Annotated in this window: 14 protein-coding genes; 11 read left to right on the top strand and 3 right to left on the bottom strand. The window is 68.0% G+C overall.

Going from position 1 to position 17,130, the window contains the following annotated elements; genetic code table 11:
• Window positions 1-4 precede the first annotated feature (4 nt).
• From cydB to hemN, 3 genes are read left to right on the top strand one after another with little or no spacing between them, the layout of a single operon-like run.
• Complete coding sequence (gene cydB, locus KF783_RS02690) at window positions 5-1,144, top strand: cytochrome d ubiquinol oxidase subunit II (RefSeq protein WP_294076369.1); 1,140 nt, start codon at window positions 5-7, stop codon at window positions 1,142-1,144.
• Window positions 1,145-1,167: 23 nt separating this feature from the next.
• Window positions 1,168-1,284, top strand: coding sequence for a cytochrome bd-I oxidase subunit CydX (cydX, locus tag KF783_RS02695; RefSeq protein WP_294076370.1), 117 nt, complete (start codon window positions 1,168-1,170; stop codon window positions 1,282-1,284).
• A 22-nt stretch (window positions 1,285-1,306) separates the two neighbouring features.
• Window positions 1,307-2,629 (top strand): oxygen-independent coproporphyrinogen III oxidase, encoded by a 1,323-nt coding sequence (gene hemN / locus KF783_RS02700; RefSeq protein ID WP_294076371.1) that lies wholly within the window; start codon window positions 1,307-1,309, stop codon window positions 2,627-2,629.
• A gap of 91 nt (window positions 2,630-2,720) precedes the next feature.
• Here the strand turns inward: hemN and KF783_RS02705 are convergent, their stop codons facing one another.
• Window positions 2,721-3,374 (bottom strand): OmpW family outer membrane protein, encoded by a 654-nt coding sequence (locus KF783_RS02705; protein ID WP_294076372.1) that lies wholly within the window; start codon window positions 3,372-3,374, stop codon window positions 2,721-2,723.
• A gap of 125 nt (window positions 3,375-3,499) precedes the next feature.
• On the opposite strand from KF783_RS02705, the gene KF783_RS02710 reads away from it, so the two are divergent.
• The 7 genes from KF783_RS02710 to KF783_RS02740 all read left to right on the top strand — a co-directional run bounded on the left by KF783_RS02710 (window position 3,500) and on the right by KF783_RS02740 (window position 13,907).
• Complete coding sequence (locus KF783_RS02710) at window positions 3,500-4,978, top strand: PAS domain S-box protein (protein WP_294076373.1); 1,479 nt, start codon at window positions 3,500-3,502, stop codon at window positions 4,976-4,978.
• Window positions 4,971-5,633, top strand: a complete 663-nt coding sequence (locus tag KF783_RS02715) for a response regulator (protein WP_294076374.1) — start codon at window positions 4,971-4,973, stop codon at window positions 5,631-5,633. The genes KF783_RS02710 and KF783_RS02715 overlap by 8 nt, the downstream gene beginning before the upstream one ends.
• A 79-nt stretch (window positions 5,634-5,712) precedes the next feature.
• Entirely contained in the window at window positions 5,713-6,069 is a 357-nt protein-coding gene (locus KF783_RS02720; protein ID WP_294076375.1) for a response regulator, read from the top strand.
• A 66-nt stretch (window positions 6,070-6,135) separates the two neighbouring features.
• On the top strand, window positions 6,136-7,983 hold the full coding sequence (locus KF783_RS02725) for a non-ribosomal peptide synthetase (RefSeq protein ID WP_294076376.1): 1,848 nt from the start codon (window positions 6,136-6,138) through the stop codon (window positions 7,981-7,983).
• A gap of 22 nt (window positions 7,984-8,005) precedes the next feature.
• On the top strand, window positions 8,006-9,268 hold the full coding sequence (locus KF783_RS02730) for a cytochrome P450 (RefSeq protein WP_294076377.1): 1,263 nt from the start codon (window positions 8,006-8,008) through the stop codon (window positions 9,266-9,268).
• The gene (locus KF783_RS02735; RefSeq protein WP_294076378.1) at window positions 9,265-13,260 is read left to right on the top strand and encodes an amino acid adenylation domain-containing protein; all 3,996 of its coding nucleotides are present in this window, start codon (window positions 9,265-9,267) and stop codon (window positions 13,258-13,260) included. The genes KF783_RS02730 and KF783_RS02735 overlap by 4 nt, the downstream gene beginning before the upstream one ends.
• The gene (locus KF783_RS02740; protein WP_294076379.1) at window positions 13,257-13,907 is read left to right on the top strand and encodes a 4'-phosphopantetheinyl transferase superfamily protein; all 651 of its coding nucleotides are present in this window, start codon (window positions 13,257-13,259) and stop codon (window positions 13,905-13,907) included. The genes KF783_RS02735 and KF783_RS02740 overlap by 4 nt, the downstream gene beginning before the upstream one ends.
• Here the strand turns inward: KF783_RS02740 and KF783_RS02745 are convergent.
• Window positions 13,883-15,400 carry a lipopolysaccharide biosynthesis protein gene (locus KF783_RS02745; RefSeq protein WP_366511688.1) on the bottom strand — a complete coding sequence of 506 codons (1,518 nt, stop codon included), beginning with the start codon at window positions 15,398-15,400 and terminating at the stop codon, window positions 13,883-13,885. The two genes, KF783_RS02740 and KF783_RS02745, sit on opposite strands and share 25 nt — an antisense overlap.
• Window positions 15,401-15,510: 110 nt before the next feature.
• Here KF783_RS02745 and KF783_RS02750 point away from each other — a divergent pair, with 110 nt between their 5' ends.
• Window positions 15,511-16,659: a low temperature requirement protein A gene (locus KF783_RS02750; protein WP_294076380.1), complete on the top strand. Its 1,149-nt coding sequence runs from the start codon at window positions 15,511-15,513 to the stop codon at window positions 16,657-16,659.
• On the opposite strand, the gene KF783_RS02755 is transcribed toward KF783_RS02750, so the two are convergent.
• Window positions 16,656-17,129 carry a DUF2721 domain-containing protein gene (locus tag KF783_RS02755; protein ID WP_294076381.1) on the bottom strand — a complete coding sequence of 158 codons (474 nt, stop codon included), beginning with the start codon at window positions 17,127-17,129 and terminating at the stop codon, window positions 16,656-16,658. The genes KF783_RS02750 and KF783_RS02755 overlap by 4 nt on opposite strands.
• Window position 17,130 lies beyond the last annotated feature (1 nt).

Genomic DNA, 17,130 nt, shown 5'->3' on the forward strand with positions numbered 1-17,130 from the left:
ACTCATGCCTCTCGATTACGAAACGCTCCGTCTGATCTGGTGGGTGCTGCTCGGCGTGCTGCTGATCGGTTTCGCCCTTACCGACGGGTTCGATCTCGGCACCGCCGCGCTGTTGCCGTTCATCGGCAAGACCGATGCCGAACGCCGGATGGTCATCAATACGGTAGGCGCCACCTGGGAAGGGAACCAGGTCTGGTTCATCCTTGGCGGCGGCGCGATCTTCGCCGCATGGCCCTTCGTCTATGCGGTCAGCTTTTCCGGCTTCTACCTGGCGATGTTCCTGGTGCTGTCGGCGCTGATCCTGCGTCCGGTCGCGTTCAAATATCGCTCCAAACATGCCGATGCGGCATGGCGCAGCCGGTGGGACTGGGCGCTGTTCGTCGGCGGCTTCGTCCCGGCGCTGGTGTTCGGGGTCGCGGTCGGCAACGTGCTGCTCGGCATTCCCTTCCGCCTCGATAGCGACCTGCGCTCCTTTTACGACGGATCGCTGCTCGGGCTGTTCACCCCCTTCACGCTGCTGACCGGCCTCTTGTCGGTGGCGATGCTGGTGCTGCATGGCGCCGGCTGGCTGAGCCTGAAGGCCGATGGGGTCGTGCGCGAACGGGCGCAGCGCTGGGGGCAGGTCGCGGCGGTGCTGGCGATCGCGCTCTTTGCGATCGGCGGGATCTTCGTCGCCTATGCCGGCATGGGGCTGCGCATCGAAGGGGCGATCGATCCGAACGGCCCGTCCAATCCGCATTATGCCAATGCGGTCGCGGCGCCGGGTGCCTGGCTCGACAATTACGGCCGCCACCCCTGGATGCTGATCGCCCCGGTGCTCGGCTTCCTGGGGCCGGTGCTCGCGTGGCTCGGCATTCGCGGGCGGCGCGACCTCGTCGTCTTCGCCGGATCGAGCATCGCCAATATCGGCATCATCTCGACCGTCGGCCTCGCGATGTTCCCGTTCATCCTGCCCAGCTCGATCGATCCGGGATCCAGCCTCACGGTCTGGACCGCGTCGTCCAGCCACCTCACCCTCTTCATCATGCTGGGGGTCACGATCGTCTTCCTGCCGATCGTGCTCGCCTATACCGCCTGGGCATATCGGGTGATGTTCGGCCGCGTGACCGATGAAGAGGTCCGCCTCAACCCCGATTTCTACTGATCGCTCGACAAGGGAGATTTCCGATGTGGTATTTCGCATGGATCCTGGGCCTCGGCCTCGCCGTGAGCGTCTCGGTCCTCAACGGCATCTGGCACGAGTTCCAGACCGATACGACCCAGGACCAGACGGTCCTCGACTGACCCGCACGCCGGACGCCCGACCATGCACCGCTATCTTCCCGACCTGGCCGGGCGCGCCGTGCCGCGATACACCAGCTACCCGACCGCAGCGGAGTTCACCGATGCAGTCGGGGCGAGCGACGCCGATGCGGGGATCGCGGCGATCCGGCGGGGCGATGCGGTCTCGCTCTATCTGCACATCCCCTATTGCCACGCGATCTGCTGGTATTGCGGGTGCAATACCGGCGCGATCGGCCGGGCGGACCGGTTGCAGCACTATGTCGATGCGCTGCTCGCCGAGATCGAACGGGCCGGGCCGCGCTGCGCCGGCCGGATCGTTTCGGTGCATTTCGGCGGCGGCAGCCCCAATGCGCTGACCCCGCTTCAGCTCGCCTCGATCGGACAGGCGCTGCGCGCGCGGTTCGACTTTGCCCCCGACGCCGAATGGGCCGCCGAGATCGACCCACGCAGTTTCACGCCGGCGCATGCACACGCCTTCGCCGCGATCGGCGTGCGCAGGATCAGCGTCGGCGCCCAGACCTTCGCTCCCCATGTCCAGCGCGCGATCGGGCGCGTCCAGCCATTCGGGGTGGTGCGGCGCGCGATCGGCTTCGCACGCGACGCGGGGATCGCCCGCATCAATCTCGACCTGATGTACGGCCTGCCGGGCCAGGGCCTCGACGACATCGCCGAAACGGTCGCCCGCGCACGCACGCTGTCCCCGGACCGCGTCGCGATGTTCGGCTATGCGCATCTGCCGCGCCTGTTGCCGCGCCAGCGGATGATCGACGACGACGCGCTTCCCGACGCGCAATCGCGCTTCTGGCAAAGCGCGCTTGCCCACGATCTGCTGGTCGAACAGGGCATGGTCGCGATCGGATTCGATCATTTCGCGGCACCGGGCGACAGCCTGGCCGTCGCCGCCGAAGCCGGTCGCCTGCGCCGGAATTTTCAGGGCTTCACCGACGATCCCGCCACCGTCCTGATCGGACTGGGCGCGTCCGCGATCAGCCAGTTCGGCACCGCGATCGTCCAGAACGAAAAACATGTCGGCCGTTACCGCATGCTCGCCGCCAACGGCGTGTCGCCGGCGGTACGCGGGGTGCGCCGCGACGGCGACGACCTGCTGCGCGGCGCGGCGATCGAACGGCTGTTGTGCGACGGCGCGATCGATCTCGATACGCTGCCGTTCCGCATCCGCCCGGACGAACGCCGCTGGATCGAACTGGTCGATGCGGGGATCGTCACCCGTTCGGGATCGCGGGTCGCGATCACCCGAACCGGTCGCCCCTATGCGCGCCTTGCCGCAGTGCTGTTCGATCGCCATCGCGCGGCCGGCCCGGCACGGTTCAGCAAGGCGGTCTGACCCCCCTTTCCTTTCACGATATCGTCCACTCAAAAAGGGGGCGGCACCATCAGGCGCCGCGCCCTCCTTCTGCTTCGGGCGAACGGTCGCGTCAGAACCGCATGCCGATCCCCACGCCAGCGACGATCGGATCGAGGTGGAAGCGGGTGGTGTTGACCGCCCCACCGGTGGTCAGCCGCGCCTTCGTATCCATGTCGATATATTTGACGTCGAGGTTGAGGAACATCTTCTCGTTCAGATCGATATCGACACCGGCCTGAACGGCATAGCCGAAGCTGTCGCCCAGCTTCACCTTGGTCGGGCCGACCGCTGCGACCAGGTCCTTGCCCGCCTTGCTGTCGTAGAAGATCGTATAGTTGACGCCGACGCCGACATAGGGTCGCACCTTCGCTTCGGGCGCCAGGTGATATTGCAGCGTCAGCGTCGGCGGCAGCGCCCAGGTGCTCGCAAGCTTCTCGACGCCGTTCAGCGCGCCGCGCCCCTTTGCCTCGTGCCGGGTGGTCGATGCGATCAGTTCCAGCCCGATATTGTCGCTCACCATATAGGTGCCGTCGATTTCCGGCATGAACGCCGCGCCGACATCCGCCGATCCGGTGGGGAATCCCGGCTGAACCGAATCCGATCCGCCGGTCGGCGCGACCACGATCCCGCGCAGGCGGACGATGACGTCGCCTTCCTTGGCGAAGGCCGGGGCGGCGGTGGCGATCAGCCCGCCAAGCGCGGCGGCGGCGATTAGTCTCTTCATGACACTGTCCCTGTCTCTAGCGATGCGGATCAAGGCCGCGGCTGCGGTCTGGCTCCGGTGGCGCAAAGGCGGAATTGGGAGTTTTCCGGATGGTAGTTTCGCCTAGCCGGACTAGACTCCGGCGCATGGACCCGGGGGATCACGATCCGCGTGCGGCTGCCGTCGCGCTGCTCGACGCCGATACGCGGCGCGGCGTGCTGGTCGTGGATGAGGGTGGCGCGATCCTGCACTGGAATGCCGGTGCGGCGGCGATCTTCAACCTGTCGCGGGACCAGGCAATGGGCGCCGACGCCGCGCGCTTCTTTCCGGGCGAGGCCGATTTTCCCGCCCGGTTGCGCGACGTCGCCGCTGCCGGCGCGCCGGTGCGGCAGGAATGGTGGCTGGTCCGCGCCGACCAGTCGGAATTTCTCGCCGATGTCCTGATCGCGTGCGCGGGCGATCGGTTCGCGATCGGCGTGGACGATATCACCGATCGCCGCGCGGTCGCGCTGTCGCTGGCACGCAGCGAGGCGCATCTCGGATCGATCCTCGCCACCATCCCCGATGCGATGGTGGTGATCGACGAGCGCGGATTGATCCAGTCGTTCAGCGCCGCCGCCGAACGGCTGTTCGGCTATCGCCAGGTCGAACTGATCGGGAAGAATATCAGCCAGCTGATGCCCGATGGCGACCGCGCCCGGCATGACGACTATATCGCCCATTACCGCCGCACCGGGGAAAAGCGCATCATCGGCACCGGCCGCATCGTGGTCGGCCGGCGCCGCGACGGCACCGAATTTCCGCTGGAACTGGCGGTCGGCGAAACCCGGATGGAGGGACACCGGCTGTTCACCGGCTTCATCCGCGATCTCACCGAACAGCAACAGGCCGAATTGCGGCTCAAACAGCTTCAATCCGAACTCATCCACATCTCGCGGGTCAGTGCGATGGGGACGATGGCATCGACCATCGCGCACGAATTGAACCAGCCCCTGGCGGCGATCGCCAATTACATGGAGGCGAGCGGCGACCTGCTCGCGCGCGGCGACGCGGATCCCGAACTGTTGCGCGAAGCCGTCGGCCAGTCGGCGAGCGAGGCGTTGCGCGCCGGAGGGATCGTGCGCCGGCTGCGCGATTTCGTCGCCCGCGGCGAGGTCGCGCGTGAGGTGGAGAGCCTGCCCGCACTGATCGCCGACGCCAGCCGCCTGGCGCTGATCGGCGCGCGCGAACGCGGCGTGCGGGCGCTGTTCGATCTCGATCCCGATGCCGAACTGGTGCTGGTCGATCGGGTCCAGATCCAGCAGGTGATCGTGAACCTGGTCCGCAACGCGGTGGAGGCGGTCGATGGCCAGCGCGTCCGCGACATCACCCTCATCTCCCGCCGCGTCGATCCCGACCGGGTCCAGGTGACCGTGGCCGATACCGGCGATGGAATCGCCGCGGAGGTTCGCGAGCGCCTGTTCGAGGCGTTCAATTCCAGCAAGGAACGTGGCATGGGGTTGGGCCTGTCGATTTGCCGGACGATCGTCGAGGCGCATGGCGGGCGCATCTGGGCCGAGGACGTCGCCGGTGGCGGCACGGCCTTTCACTTCACTCTGGAAAGCGGGACTGTCGATCATGACTGACGCGCGCGTCGTTCACATCGTTGATGACGAGGAGTCGGTTCGCCGATCGGTCGGCTTCCTGCTCAAGACGTCGGGCTTCACCACCCATGCGTGGGATTCGGGAACCGCGTTTCTGCGCCAGGCGAAACATGCCGAGCCAGGCTGCGTACTGCTCGATCTGCGGATGCCGGAGATGGACGGGCTGGAGGTGCAGCGCCGGTTGAACGCAGCCGGCGTCGCGCTGCCCGTCATCCTGCTCACCGGCCATGGCGACGTGTCGAGCGCGGTGGCGGCGATGAAGGAGGGGGCGGTCGATTTCCTCGAAAAGCCGTTCGAAAAGGCGCGGCTGATCCAGGCGCTCGACACCGGTTTTGGCAAGCTCGAACAGAGCCACGCCGCCGACCTTGCCGCGCACGAGGCGGAAACCCGCCTCGCCGCGCTGACCCCGCGCGAACGCGAGGTGCTGGCGGGGCTGGTCGCGGGACAGCCGAACAAGACGATCGCCTTCGATCTGGGCATCAGCGCCCGTACCGTCGAGGTGCATCGCGCCAATGTGATGACGAAACTGGGCGTGCGCAGCCTGTCCGAAGCGCTGCGCATCGCTTTTGCCGCCGGGCTGGGCGGACCGCCGGCGGACGCCGGCATGCCGGATGCGCACCCTAGGGACATTCCGTAGCGACGATCCGCCGTCGGCGCGGCAGGGTGGGATGCGTTGTCCGGAGAGATGCCCCATGCCCGTCCTTCACGCCGACCCCATGTCCGCGCCATCCGACCGCGTCCTGCTGGTCGAGGATGACGATGCCGTCCGCCGATCGATCCACCTGCTGCTTCATGGCCGCGGATATGATGTCAAATCCTATTCCGGCGCGGCGATGGTGGTCGGCGACGGCGACGCCGAACGGGCCGGCTATCTGATCACCGATTACCGGCTGGCCGATGGCGATGGCATCGGCGTGCTGCGCGGCCTTCGTCGGCGCGGCTGGCACGGACGCGCGGTGCTGGTGACGGGTCATTACAGCGACACGCTGTGCGCGGCGGCGCTGGCCAGCGGGTTCGACGCGGTTCTCGAAAAGCCGCTCAAACAGGGGCAGCTTCTCGCCGCGCTCGCCTGAGCGCGGATCGCGCAAAAATCCGTCGTCGTTAATCCGATGAATACCGCTGCGGCGTAAGTGGGCGGCATGACCCAAGCCTCCACCGCGCTGCCCGCATCGCCCCATGGCGACTCCGCAACCTCGCGCCATGGACATGGCGCACCGCCATTCGCGGTCCATGCCGCGATCGCCGCGCATGCCGCCACGGATCCGCAGCGCGTCGCGCTGAACGCGGCATGCGGTACGCTCAGCTATGGCGAACTTGACGCGCGCGCCACCCGCTTGGCCGCGTGGATGCGGGACAAGGGCGTGACGCCGGGAACGCTGGTCGGCCTGTGCCTCGAACGTTCGTTCGATCAGATCACCGCCGCGCTTGCCGCGTGGAAAGCGGGCGCCGCCTATCTGCCGCTTGATCCGGCATGGCCCGACGGGCGCTTGCGCACCATCGCCGCCGATGCGGGCTGCGCGCTGTTGCTGGGCCGCGCCGACACCGCCGATCGCCTGCCCGGTCTTCCCGATCTTCACGTCCTCGACTGGGATGCGGTCCCGACCTCCGCCGGTGCGCCGGTCGCGCCCGACAGCGACGCGCTCGCCTATGTCATCTACACATCCGGCACCACCGGAACGCCAAAGGGCGTCGAGGTGACCCATGCCAATCTGTCGCACCTGATCGCGTGGCACAATGACGCGTTCGGCATCACTGCCGAGGATCGTGGCAGCCATCTTGCCGGGCTCGGCTTCGACGCCTCTGCGTGGGAGGTCTGGCCCTATCTCGCCGCTGGCGCATCGGTCGCGCTCGCGCCCGACGATATCCGCACCTCGGATACGCTGTTGCGCGCGTGGCTGCTGGTACAGGGGATCACCGTCGCGTTCGTGCCGACCCAGCTTGCCCAGGACCTGATCCGCGACGATTGGGCGCGGGGCAGTTCCTTCCGCCTTCTCCTCACCGGCGCGGACCGGCTGGTCGAGCGTCCGCGCGCCGGCCTCTCCTTCGCGCTGGTCAACAATTACGGCCCGACCGAATGCACCGTCGTCGCGACATCCGCCGTCGTTCCCGACGGCGGGGTCGAGCGCGGCCTGCCCGCGATCGGGCGACCGGTGGGCGAAACCGTCATCCGCATCCTCGACGCCGGCGGCCAGCCGGTCGCGGACGGCGCATCGGGCGAACTCTTCATCGGCGGCCCGCAGGTTGCGCGCGGCTATCGCGGTCAGCCCGAGCTGACCGCCGCGCGCTTCGTGACGATCGATGGCGCACGCTTTTACCGCACCGGCGATCTCGGCGCCTGGCTGCCGGACGGACAGATCGCGTTTCAGGGCCGCATCGACGACCAGGTGAAGGTCCGCGGTCATCGCGTCGAGCCTGAGGAAACCGCGAGCGTGGTGCGTACCCATCCGCTGGTCCGCGCCGCGGCGGTCGTCGCCGCGCCGGGTGCCGATGGCGGCGACATGCTGGTCGCCTATGTGGTGCCGGCCGGCGAGATCGAGGCCGAAACGCTGCGCGACTTCCTGGCGCAAACGCTGCCCGACTACATGATTCCCGGGGCCTATGTCCGCCTCGACGCGCTCCCGCTCACCGCCAACGGCAAGCTCGACAAGCGCGCGCTGCCGGCGCCCAGCGCGGCCAATTCGCTCGCCTCGGCGGGGTTCGCGGCGCCGGAGACGCCCGCCGAACAGCGGCTCGCCGAAATCCTCGAACAGGTGCTCGGGCGCGGCAATGTCGGGATCGACGACAATTTCTTCCTGCTCGGCGGCCACTCGCTGCTCGGCACGCAGGTCGTCCTGCGCGCGGGGGAAGCGTTCGGACTCGACCTCGCGCTCCGCGATATCTTCGTCGCACCGACCATCCGGCAACTCGGCGCGCTGATCGAGGAGCGGCTGATCGCGATGATCGAGGCGATGAGCGACGACGAGGTTCGTTCGCGCGCCGGCCAATAGCACGACCAAATTGGGGGCAATCATGACCATCCAGTCCAGCATGACCGGCGCCACACCCGCGCCGTTCGACCCGAGCCTCAGCCTGTTCCAGCTGCTCGATCCCGCCGTCCATGCCGACCCCTATCCCTTCTACCGGCGCCTGCGCGAGCAAGCGCCGGTGATGTGGGACCCGTTCATGCACACCTGGGTCGTCACGCGGTACGACGACGTGATGCTGGTGCTGAAGGAATTTTCGGCCGACCGCACGCCCGATCCCAAGAAGATGGAGGCGCTCGGCCTGCCTTCGCTTGGACCGGTGGCGGACCTGATGGCACGGCAGATGCTGTTCCTCGACGCGCCTGCCCATACCCGCCTGCGCAAATTGTGCATGAGCGCGTTCACCCCGCGCCGGGTCGAGGCGATGGAGGGCAAGATCCATGAGATCGCCCACAGCCTGATCGACGCCCAGATCGCGCGCGGCGAGATGGACCTGATCGCCGATTTCGCCGAACCCTTTCCCGCGATCGTCACCGCCGGTCTGCTCGGCGTGCCGCTGGAGGATCACCGCCAGCTCAAGGCCTGGTCGGCAACCTTCGCGGAAATGCTCGGCAACTTCCAGCACAACCCCGATCGCATCCACGGCGTCCTGAAATGCGTCGCCGACATGACCGGATATTTCCGCGACGCGGTGCGCGAACAGGAGCGCAATCCGCATGACGGCCTGATCCGCTCGCTGATGGACGCCGAAGTCGATGGCCAGCGCCTGTCCGAGGAAGAGGTGATCGCCAACACCATCGTCACCATGGTCGGCGGTCAGGAAACGACCACCAACCTGATCGGCAGCGGCATCCTGACCCTCACCCGCCAGCCCGACAAGCTGGCACAGCTGCGCGACAATCCCGACATTATCGAAACCGCGCTGGAGGAACTTCTGCGGTTCGAAACGCCCAGCCAGCACACCGCGCGCATCGCCCGCCACGATGTCGAACTGGGGGGGCAGACGATCCGCAAGGGCGATGCGGTGATGGCGATCATGGCGGCGGGCAATCGCGACCCGGACCGTTTCCCCGATCCCGACACGCTCGACCTGACCCGCACCGACAATCGTCACCTCGCATTCGGCTGGGCCGCGCATTTCTGCTTCGGCGCGGCGCTCGCGCGGATGGAGGGGCGCACCGCCTACACCGCGCTGCTCGGCCGGCTGGGCGACCTGCGCGTCACGGCGGACAAGCTCGAATGGCGTGCCAATTCCGGGTTGCGCGGCCTGGCGGAACTGCCGGTCGCGTTTCGGGAGATCGCGGCGTGAACGCGCATGTGGCGCTGAGCGACTCCAAGCGCGCGCTGCTCGAAAAGATGATGCGCGGCGGCGGCGCGGCGGCGGCCGCGAAGCCGCTCGCGATCCAGAAGCGCGATCCGGCGGCGACGATCCCGCTTTCCGCCGACCAGCGTCAGGTGTGGCTGCACGCCATCATGGCGCCGGACATGCCGCTCTATAACGAATCGATCACCATCCACCGGTTCGGCAGTTTCGACCGCGCGGCGATGGCGCGCGCGGTCAACGAAATCCTGCGCCGGCACGAGGCATGGCGCACCGGCTTCGTCGAACAGGACGGCGTCCTGATCCAGATGGTGCGCCCGCACCGCGACCTCGACCTCCCCTTCGACGATGTCAGCCACCTGCCCGAAGCCGAGCGCGACGCCGCCGCGCTGAAGATCGGCAGCGACGATGCGCGGCGTGCCATCGACCTGTCGGACGCGCCGCTGTTCCGCGCGCGGATCGTGAAGCTCGCCGACGACAATCACCGCCTCTATTTCACGCTGCACCACATCATCTTCGACGGCGTATCGATCTATCGCGTGATCGTCCCCGAACTGGCGGCACTCTATGAAGCCTTTGCCGCCGGGCGTGCCTCGCCGCTGCCGGATCCGACGCTGCAATATGGCGACTATACGCTGTGGCAGGCCGATTATCTTCAAACCCCGGCGATCCGCCGTCAGGTCGATTACTGGCGGGACACGCTCGCCGATGCTCCGCCCAAGCTCGAACTGACCGGCGATCGCGCAAAGCCCGCGCGCCCGACCCATGCCGGATCGATGGAAACCTTCCTCATCCCGCTCGACCTGATCGAGAAGGTGCAGGAGATGAGCCGGCGCGAGAGCGTCACCCCCTATATGACGCTGCTCGCCGCCTATCATGCGATGCTGCACCGCTATTCGGGGGAAGAGGACATCATCGTCGGCGGTGTCACCGATCTGCGGCGTCGCCCCGAGCTCGAGAATGTGGTCGGCTATTTCCTCAACACCATCGCGCTGCGGGCCAGGCCGACCGGCGACAAGCCGTTCCGCGCCTTTCTGTCTGAAGTGCGCGACAGCGTGCTGGGCGCGCTCGCCGCCAGCGAAGCGCCGTTCGACGAAGTGGTGCGCGCGCTCGACATCCGGCGCGAGCCGGGCGCCCATCCGCTGTTCAACTGCCTGTTTTCAATCGAACCCCCAGTCGATCCCTTTCCCGCAGGCTGGGACCTGACCCAGATGGACGTGGTGGTCGGCGGCGCGAAGTTTGACCTCTATCTCGAACTCGACGAGCGGCCCGACGGCATGCTCGGCCGCTTCCTCTATTCGACGGAGCTGTTCGACGCCGCCACGATCCGTCGGATGATCGGCCATTGGCTGACGATCATCGCCCGCATCGTCCAGGACCCGTCCACGCCTCTGCGCGACCTGCCACTGCTCGACCCGGTCGAGGAGGCGACGCTGGCGACCATGTGGAACCACACGGACGCGCCGGCGCCGGCCCTGCTCCCCGACGCCTTCCGCGCACAGGTCGTGGCGCATCCGGACGCGCCGGCGATCCGGTACGACGGCGCGACCACCAGCTATGCCGCGCTCGACGCCCGCGCCGATGCGATCGCCGCCGCGCTGCGCGCCGCCGGCCTGGACAAGGGGGACCTGGTCGGCGTCTGCCTCGACCGCACGCCCGATATGGTCGCGGCGCTGTTCGCGACGCACCGGATCGGCGCGGCCTATCTGCCGCTCGATCCCGATTTTCCCGCCGCGCGGCTCGACTATATCGTCGCCGATGCCGGCGCGGCGGCGCTGCTGACCGAGCACGCATTGGGCGACGTCCTGCCCGGCTGCACCCTGCCGCGCATCTTCGTCGATCAGGTCGGCCCCGTCGGCACGACCGTCGCATCGACGCCGACCGCGCCCGACGACCTTGCCTATGTCCTCTACACCTCCGGCTCGACCGGCAATCCCAAGGGGGTGGAGATCGATCAGGGCGCGCTCGCCAATCTGCTCGGCTCCTTTGCCCGCGAACCGGGGTTCGGCGCCGGCGATTCGCTGCTGGCGGTCACGACGCTCTCGTTCGACATCGCCGCGCTCGAACTCTTCCTGCCGCTCGTCGCGGGCGGTGAGCTGATCCTCGCCACGCGTGCCGTCGCGAAGGACCCCTATGCCCTGAGCGCGCTGATCGCCGAGGCGCGGCCGACCGTGATGCAGGCGACGCCTGCGACCTGGCGCGGACTGATCGAAACCGGCTGGACCGGGCTTCCCGGCCTGCGCATCCTGTGCGGGGGCGAAGCGCTGCCGCGCAGCCTTGCCGACCAGCTCATGCCGCGCTGCGCGGAGCTGTGGAACGTCTATGGCCCCACCGAAACCACGATCTGGTCGACGAGCGCCCGCGTCGAAGCGGGTGAAGGACCGGTCCCGATCGGCCGGCCGATCGCCAATACGTCGGTTCATGTCCTCGACGCGCATCACAATCGGATGCCGATCGGCCAGATCGGCGAATTGTGGATCGGCGGTGCGGGTCTCGCGCGCGGGTATCGCGGGCGCCCGGACCTGACCGAAGAGCGGTTCGTCACCATCGGCGGCGCACGTCTCTACCGCACCGGCGACCTTGCGAAATGGACGCCCGCCGGCGCGCTGATGTGCCTCGGCCGGACCGACAATGACGAGAAGATTCGCGGCTATCGCGTCGCGGTGGAGGAGATCGAGGGCGCGCTCGCCCGCCATCCCGACATCGCCGCCGCTGCGGTGCGCAGCTGGCCCGATGCATCGGGCGAGCGATCGCTGGCCGCCTATCTTGTTCCGCATGGCGAGATGCCGGGCCGCGCCGCGCTGCGCATGCACCTTGCCGCCAGCCTCCCCGACTACATGATCCCCGCGCATTTCGAGTCGCTGGCACAGCTGCCGATGACGCCCAACCGCAAGGTCGATCGCAAGGCGCTGCCGCGGCCGGGTGGCACCGCCGCTGCCGATCTGACTCCGCCACGGGGCGAGGACGAAGCGCGTCTCGCCACGATCTGGTGCGACCTGCTGCGTATCGAGCGGATCGGGCGGGACGACAATTTCTTCGAACTTGGCGGACATTCGCTGCTCGTCGCCAAACTGCTGGTCGCGATCGACCGCGAATGGGGCCGGCGGATCGGCATGGCGGAGATCTTTCGCGCGCCGACGCTGCGCGCGCTCGCCGCGCAGATCGCCGGTGGCGGGGCGAGCGACCTGCATGCCTTCGTCCCGATCCAGCCGGACGGAGACGGCATCCCGATGATCTGGCTCGACGGCGGTCCGCGCTTTCAGGCGCTGGCCCAGCGGCTGGGCGGCGACCGCCCCTTTTACGGACTTCAGCTCGGCCCGATCCTCGAGGCGATACTGACGCCCGACACCCGGTTCGAGGAGATCGCCGCCGCCGTCGTCGCGATCATCCGGCGCAATCGGCCGCGCGGCCCCTATCTGCTCGGCGGATGGTGTACCAACGGCATCCTCGCCTATGAGGTCGCGCGGCAGTTGCGTGCCGCCGGCGAAGACGTGCCGCTGCTGGCACTCGGCCATTCGATCAATCCGGTCTCCTTTCTGGCGATCACGCCCGCGCGGATGCGCATCGCTAAGGCGCGCTATCATCTCGCCATGTGGAACCGCCTGCCCCTGGCGCAGCGCCTCACCTATGCGATGGACCGGGCGCGCGGGGTGATGGAGGATGTCGGCGCGCCCGAAGCGACGCACGACAATCCCAATTTCGAGCGCGTCACGCGCGGCCTCGAGCGTGCCGCCTATGGCTATGTCCCCGGCCCCTATGACGGTGCGCTCGCGCTGTTTCAGCCCGCCGACCGGCTGAGCGTCCTCGACACCGCACCGGGCTGGCGTCCGCTCGCCCATGGCGCGTTCGAGGTCCACGATATCCCCGGCACGCATGACGATCTGGTCGATCCACCGCATGTCGATGTCTTTGCCGCGCGGATGCGCGAGGCGATCGATCGCGCGATCGATCCCGCACGCGTCGTGGCCGCCGCCGCGTGAACGCCCCCGCACGGATCAACCGCGCGGCCGTCGAAACCGTGCTGCTCGACCTGCGGGCCGAACCGCATCTGGTGAGCCGTTGGCACGCGATGATCGGCCGCGACGAACGCGCCCATGCCGCCCGGATCCGCGACCCGCGCGCGCGCGATCGCTTTATCGCCCGCCGCGCGCGCCTGCGCGAAACGCTCGCCGTGCGGCTCGGCCAGGCGCCGGAGGAGGTGCGGATCGAACCCGATCCGAACGGAAAGCTCGTCCTGCCCGATGCGCCGTGGCTGCACTTCAACCTGTCCAGTTCGCACCATCTGGCGCTCGTCGCGCTCGCCGACGTGCCGGTCGGCTGCGACATTGAATTTCGCGACGGCGCGCTGGCCTGTCCAAAGGTCGCCGAACGCCTGTTCTCCGCGCGTGAGGTGGATGAACTGCGCGCGCTGCGACCCGACCAGTGGGCGACCGGATTCTACAATGTCTGGACCCGGAAGGAGGCGTATGTGAAGGCGCTCGGCCTTGGCCTGTCCTATCCGCTCGACCGGTTCGACGTGACCGTGACGCCCGGCGCGCCGGCCGCGATCACGCGCGGTGGCGAGGGGTGGCGGTTGCTGTCGTTTCAGCCGGCGCCGGACTTTCAGGCGGCGGTCGCGATCGGTTGAACCCGCGGCGCCGGCTGGCGGCCCCGCACGACCGCGACCGCTTCGCTCAACACGTCGCCGGCAAAGGCCGCGAGCCATCCGAAATAGGCGATCCCGCCGACGCTGACCAGCCACGCCAGGTGCAGCGGCGCGGAGGGCAGCGCGACGAACCGGTCGGCCAGCATCACGATGCCGCCCATCGCCAGCGCCGCCAGTACCACCGGCTCCAGCGTGCGGGCGAGCAGCGAGGCGCGCAGGCCGATCACCGGCAGCGCGCGCCAGGCGGTGATCGCCAGCAGCGCGGCATAGGCGGCGATCCACGAGGCGGCGAGGCCTGCCACGCCCCAGACGAGGCCGACCGCGAAACAGGCGGGCAACAGCATCGCGCCGATCATGCCCGTCTTTGCCGCGATGCCCGGACGCCCCATCGCGCCGCATGCGGGCGCGAACAGCACCTGCAACGTCATCGCCGGCATCGCGATCGCGACCAGGCGGACGATCGGCCCCGCCGCGATCCATTTGGGTCCCAATACCGTCGCCACGACCGGCTCCGCCGCGACCGCCAGCCCGACATAAAAGGGCATGGCGACCAGCATCACCATCCGCGCGGACCGGGCAAACCCCATCGCGACCGCATCCCGGTCATCCTGCATCCGCGCATAGACCGAAAAGGCGACATCGTTGATCGCCGGCACGAATTTCGAAACCAGGATCTGGGTCAGGAACAGCGCGGTGGTATATAGGCCCAGCGTCGTGGGGCTGAGCACACGCCCGGCCAGAAACACGTCGGCCTGGCTCTGCACCACCCAGAAAAACTGTCCCGCCGCCATCAGCCCGCCGAATTTCGCCAGCGCGCCAGCGCCGCGAAAATCGAACAGCGGGCGATAATGGTGGCCCGAAATGCGCGTCATCCCGATCGCCCGCGTCGTGAACAGCACGGCGGGGGCAAGGATCAGCGTCCAGACCCCCAGCCCGGCGAACGCGCCGGCAAGCGCCGCGAGCGCTCCGGTGATCGACGACAGGAAATAGACCTTTGCCTGCGGCTTGAAATCGATCGCGCGCGCCAGCAGGGCATAGGGGAAAGCCACGAAGGGCGTCGTGAAATAGAGGAACGCCTGCACGCGCAGCAGATCCGCGACGATCGGCTGGCGGAAATAGGCGGCGACCAGCGGCGCCATCAGGAACTGGAGCAGGCCCAACCCGAAATTGAGCGCGATCAACATGCCATAGAGTTGCCGGATCGACCGTTCGTCAGCCTCCGGCTTCTGGATCAGCCCGCTCGCCAGTCCCGCGCCGTTCAGCATGTTGAGCACGGTCAGCACCACCTGCGTCATCGCGAACAGGCCGTAATCGTGCGGATCGAGGATGCGGATGACGAGGAACGTCGCGCCCCAGGTGATGACCTGTCCGGCGATCTGCGCGCCCGAACGCCAGATCACCGCCTGCCGCGCGAGCGCGAAGGCGGTGGACGGCTTTTCCGACGGCATCGAACCCTCACGCGACATGGACCGCATATCGCGCGACGGCGATTAAGGGCGCGTAAACCGAACAACGTCGCGCAACCGGCCGCTGGACGATGGGCGCGGCGCACGGCATGGCGTGCGCGAATCGAGGAAGGGACGCAATGACGCCGTTCACATTCACGCCGCGAAGCCCGCACGAATCCCACCGGGTGGCCACCACGCTCGAACTGATGTTCGACCTGGCGAGCGTGATCGCCATCGCCGCCGCCGCTGCCGGGCTGCACCATGCGGTCGCCGCCAATCACGCACTCGACGCCTTCCCCGCCTTTCTCGGCGCGTTCTTCATGATCTGGTGGAGCTGGATGAACTACACCTGGTTCGCCTCCGCCTATGATGACGGCTCGGCCGGATTCCATATCCTGTCGCTGATGGCGATGTTCGGCGCGCTGGCGATTGCCGCCGGGATACCGGCGGTGTTCGCCGGACAGCCGATCTATCTCTCGCTGCTGGGATTCGTCATCATGCGGGTGGCGATGGCGCTGCTGTGGTTCGGCGCGGCGGCGGGCGACCCGGCCCATCGGCGGACCGCGACGACCTATGGCATCGGCATCATCGCGATGCAGGCCTATTGGATCGCGCTGGTGTTGGCAATCGGCCCACAATCGCCCCTCTATACCCCGCTGTTCGTCGCGGGAATCGCTGGCGAGCTGTCGGTTCCGGCGATCGCGGAATTCCGCCACGGCGCGACCAGCTGGCATCGCCACCACATCATCGAACGATATGGCCTGCTCAACATCATCGTGCTGGGCGAATCGTTCCTGGCGGTCGTCGCGATGCTGGCGCGCGACGATCGCGGAACGCTGGCGAGCGGCCACGGCATCCTGTCGGCGGTCACGGCGGCGGCGATCGCCTTTTCGATGTGGGGCGTCTATTTCACCCGGGACGCGCATCTGGAGGATGATCGGCTGCCCCGCGCGCTGCTGTGGGGCTATGGCCATTTCGCGATCTTCGCGGCGGGCGCGGCAACCGGCGCCGGCTTCGCCGTGTTTCATGAGGTCGCGACCGGCCATGCGGAGGCCGGCTACCGCACGGCCAGCCTGGCCATCGCGATCCCGATCGCCATCTATATGGCGGGGCTGTGGCTGGTGCGCGACCGGTTCTGCCTGAACGGGTGGCCCCGCTGGATCCTGCCGATCGCGGCGGTCGCGCTCCTGCTGGTGCCGCTGGTGACTGCGGAGGCGTTGCCCGAACTTGCCGTCATCGCGGTCGTCACGGCATTCCTTCGCCGTCGGGCGGGCGCCGCCGCCTAGGGCCGGTCGCCCGGCCCGCAATTCTTTTCGAGCAATTCCTCGCGCACATGCACCGCGCGCAGCGACAGGCGAACCTCATAGAGAAAGGCGATCAGCCCGGACGTCAGCATCAGCATCGACGCGATGAACGCCACCGCCACCACCGCGCCGATATCGAGATGCACCAGCTCGGCGCCGAACAGCAATGCGACGACCAGGCAGATCGCGATCGCGCTGGCCACGCACAGCCAGATCGCGGTGTTGATCACCGACAGCCGCTGGTCGATCAGCCGCAATTCCCATACGTGCCGGTCATGCTCGGCCCCGGTCGATACCGGGTGCAGTTTTTCGATCGTGCGCGCGCGATCCACCACGCGCGCCATGCGCCCGACCAGCACGTTGAGCATCCCCGCGATCCCCGCGAGCAGGAATACGGGCGCGATCGCGACCTGAATCGTCGCCGCGACGGTGGAGAGTATCGGAAGCTGCATG

The sequence above is a fragment of the Sphingomonas sp. genome, assembly GCF_019635455.1.
In the GTDB taxonomy this organism is placed as follows: Bacteria; Pseudomonadota; Alphaproteobacteria; order Sphingomonadales; family Sphingomonadaceae; genus Sphingomonas.

What these genes read in the sequence shown, in the direction of transcription:
- KF783_RS02745 (WP_366511688.1), bottom strand. Translation starts at nt 15,400, where the DNA reads ATGCGGTCCATGTCGCGTGAGGGTTCGATGCCGTCGGAAAAGCCGTCC.
- KF783_RS02715 (WP_294076374.1), top strand. Translation starts at nt 4,971, where the DNA reads ATGACTGACGCGCGCGTCGTTCACATCGTTGATGACGAGGAGTCGGTT.
- hemN (WP_294076371.1), top strand. Translation starts at nt 1,307, where the DNA reads ATGCACCGCTATCTTCCCGACCTGGCCGGGCGCGCCGTGCCGCGATAC.
- cydB (WP_294076369.1), top strand. Translation starts at nt 5, where the DNA reads ATGCCTCTCGATTACGAAACGCTCCGTCTGATCTGGTGGGTGCTGCTC.
- KF783_RS02750 (WP_294076380.1), top strand. Translation starts at nt 15,511, where the DNA reads ATGACGCCGTTCACATTCACGCCGCGAAGCCCGCACGAATCCCACCGG.
- cydX (WP_294076370.1), top strand. Translation starts at nt 1,168, where the DNA reads ATGTGGTATTTCGCATGGATCCTGGGCCTCGGCCTCGCCGTGAGCGTC.
- KF783_RS02705 (WP_294076372.1), bottom strand. Translation starts at nt 3,374, where the DNA reads ATGAAGAGACTAATCGCCGCCGCCGCGCTTGGCGGGCTGATCGCCACC.
- KF783_RS02710 (WP_294076373.1), top strand. Translation starts at nt 3,500, where the DNA reads ATGGACCCGGGGGATCACGATCCGCGTGCGGCTGCCGTCGCGCTGCTC.
- KF783_RS02725 (WP_294076376.1), top strand. Translation starts at nt 6,136, where the DNA reads ATGACCCAAGCCTCCACCGCGCTGCCCGCATCGCCCCATGGCGACTCC.
- KF783_RS02755 (WP_294076381.1), bottom strand. Translation starts at nt 17,129, where the DNA reads ATGCAGCTTCCGATACTCTCCACCGTCGCGGCGACGATTCAGGTCGCG.
- KF783_RS02720 (WP_294076375.1), top strand. Translation starts at nt 5,713, where the DNA reads ATGTCCGCGCCATCCGACCGCGTCCTGCTGGTCGAGGATGACGATGCC.
- KF783_RS02730 (WP_294076377.1), top strand. Translation starts at nt 8,006, where the DNA reads ATGACCATCCAGTCCAGCATGACCGGCGCCACACCCGCGCCGTTCGAC.